Origin of the sequence: Microvirga zambiensis WSM3693 (assembly GCF_016735695.1) — a bacterium.
In the GTDB taxonomy this organism is placed as follows: Bacteria; Pseudomonadota; Alphaproteobacteria; order Rhizobiales; family Beijerinckiaceae; genus Microvirga; species Microvirga zambiensis.
The window spans coordinates 1-2500 of record NZ_JAERQD010000134.1 but is presented as its reverse complement, the minus strand read 5'-3'; the positions used below and the strand labels follow the sequence as shown (position 1 = coordinate 2500).

2 tRNA genes and 2 rRNA genes (1 of these 4 cut by a window edge) are annotated in these 2500 nt (G+C 55.8%); all 4 read right to left on the bottom strand.

Annotation, left to right across the window (positions count from 1 at the left end):
- Window positions 1–211, bottom strand: a 23S ribosomal RNA gene (locus tag JKL46_RS33940) (it extends 2604 nt beyond the left edge of the window).
- A 260-nt stretch (window positions 212–471) separates the two neighbouring features.
- Window positions 472–547 (bottom strand) — tRNA-Ala (locus JKL46_RS33935).
- 26 nt (window positions 548–573) lie between these two features.
- Window positions 574–650: transfer RNA gene (locus JKL46_RS33930), tRNA-Ile, on the bottom strand.
- Between the two features lie 172 nt (window positions 651–822).
- Window positions 823–2309: ribosomal RNA gene (locus JKL46_RS33925) — 16S ribosomal RNA — on the bottom strand.
- The 16S and 23S rRNA genes sit together here with 2 tRNA genes alongside, the layout of an rRNA operon.
- Window positions 2310–2500 lie beyond the last annotated feature (191 nt).

Below are 2500 nucleotides of genomic sequence, written 5' to 3'. Positions count from 1 at the left end.
GGGTCTAATCCCTTCATCTGACCCTCCGTCTTGCAACACCACTGTTTGACCAATGACGTCACAAGACAAAGGGTCGAAGGGGGGTTTCCCCATTCGGAGATCCTTGGATCAAAGCTCGTTCGCAGCTCCCCAAGGCTTATCGCAGCGTACCACGTCCTTCATCGCCTCTCAGCGCCAAGGCATCCACCAGATGCTCTTACGACACTTGATTACTCTCACGATCCATGCCCGCTCGGCAGCGGACACAAATCATCAAAGAAAGACCTGTCATCGGCTTTTCAGCCGACGACATGTTTTGCTTGCCAAGCATATCCGACGCTCGACGGCTGCGGGCCGTCAGCTGGTTCGCAGGAACTAGGTCGTCCCGCTTGCCGAATATGCTGCCTCTTTACGATTTCAAACATCCGCGCCGCTCACCCCGACAGGGGAGGGCACGAACCTCATTTGACACGTCCAAACACCAAAAAGCTTTGGTGGAGCCTGTCGGGATCGAACCGACGACCTGAAGCTTGCAAAGCTACCGCTCTCCCAGCTGAGCTAAGGCCCCATGTTCCGCAAGGAACAACTCGATAATGGTGGGCCTGGGACGACTCGAACGTCCGACCTCACCCTTATCAGGGGTGCGCTCTAACCACCTGAGCTACAGGCCCAGTCGGCCCCAAGGCCATCCTTAAAGGACCACCCGGACCAACCGATGTTTGGATGTGAGAGAAGAGAAACGAAGACGGCAGCGTCCCGCTGAAGTGGGATCTGACTGATCCCTTTTGTTCAAAAGAGATCCGATAAGACCAACAGATGTCAGCCTTGAGGGATCATCCTTAGAAAGGAGGTGATCCAGCCGCAGGTTCCCCTACGGCTACCTTGTTACGACTTCACCCCAGTCGCTGACCCTACCGTGGTCGCCTGCCTCCTTGCGGTTGGCGCAGCGCCGTCGGGTAAGACCAACTCCCATGGTGTGACGGGCGGTGTGTACAAGGCCCGGGAACGTATTCACCGTGGCGTTCTGATCCACGATTACTAGCGATTCCGCCTTCATGCACTCGAGTTGCAGAGTGCAATCCGAACTGAGACGGTTTTTGAGGATTAGCTCCCCCTCGCGGGTTCGCTGCCCTTTGTCACCGCCATTGTAGCACGTGTGTAGCCCAGCCCGTAAGGGCCATGAGGACTTGACGTCATCCCCACCTTCCTCGCGGCTTATCACCGGCAGTCCCCTTAGAGTGCCCAACTGAATGATGGCAACTAAGGGCGAGGGTTGCGCTCGTTGCGGGACTTAACCCAACATCTCACGACACGAGCTGACGACAGCCATGCAGCACCTGTGTTCCGGCCAGCCGAACTGAAGAACCCCGTCTCCAGGGTCCATACCGGACATGTCAAAGGCTGGTAAGGTTCTGCGCGTTGCTTCGAATTAAACCACATGCTCCACCGCTTGTGCGGGCCCCCGTCAATTCCTTTGAGTTTTAATCTTGCGACCGTACTCCCCAGGCGGAATGCTTAAAGCGTTAGCTGCGCCACTGACGAGCAAGCTCGCCAACGGCTGGCATTCATCGTTTACGGCGTGGACTACCAGGGTATCTAATCCTGTTTGCTCCCCACGCTTTCGCGCCTCAGCGTCAGAACCGGACCAGTAAGCCGCCTTCGCCACTGGTGTTCTTGCGAATATCTACGAATTTCACCTCTACACTCGCAGTTCCACTTACCTCTTCCGGTCTCAAGCTCTACAGTATCGAAGGCAATTCTGTGGTTGAGCCACAGGCTTTCACCCCCGACTTATAAAGCCGCCTACGCGCCCTTTACGCCCAGTGATTCCGAACAACGCTAGCCCCCTTCGTATTACCGCGGCTGCTGGCACGAAGTTAGCCGGGGCTTCTTCTTCCGGTACCGTCATTATCGTCCCGGACGAAAGAGCTTTACAACCCTAAGGCCTTCATCACTCACGCGGCATGGCTGGATCAGGCTTGCGCCCATTGTCCAATATTCCCCACTGCTGCCTCCCGTAGGAGTTTGGGCCGTGTCTCAGTCCCAATGTGGCTGATCATCCTCTCAGACCAGCTACTGATCGTCGCCTTGGTGGGCCATTACCCCACCAACTAGCTAATCAGACGCGGGCCGATCCTTCAGCGATAAATCTTTCTGCTCTCGCACGTATCCGGTATTAGCCCAAGTTTCCCTGGGTTATCCCGAACTGAAGGGCACGTTCCCACGCGTTACTCACCCGTCTGCCACTCACCCCGAAGGATGCGTTCGACTTGCATGTGTTAAGCCTGCCGCCAGCGTTCGTTCTGAGCCAGGATCAAACTCTCAAGTTGAAAGAATTTGATCTCGACTAATTGTCACTACGCAAATTGACAGAGCACCTCCATCTCCAGGTTTCCCCAGAAAACGGTGTACTCACCAAAGCATAGAACAGGTCGATGTCTATTCACCCGATCCATCCGGACCGGCGCAAGGACACCGCCGCCTACGCTTCTCTTCCCCTCTCAACAATGTCAAAGAGCAA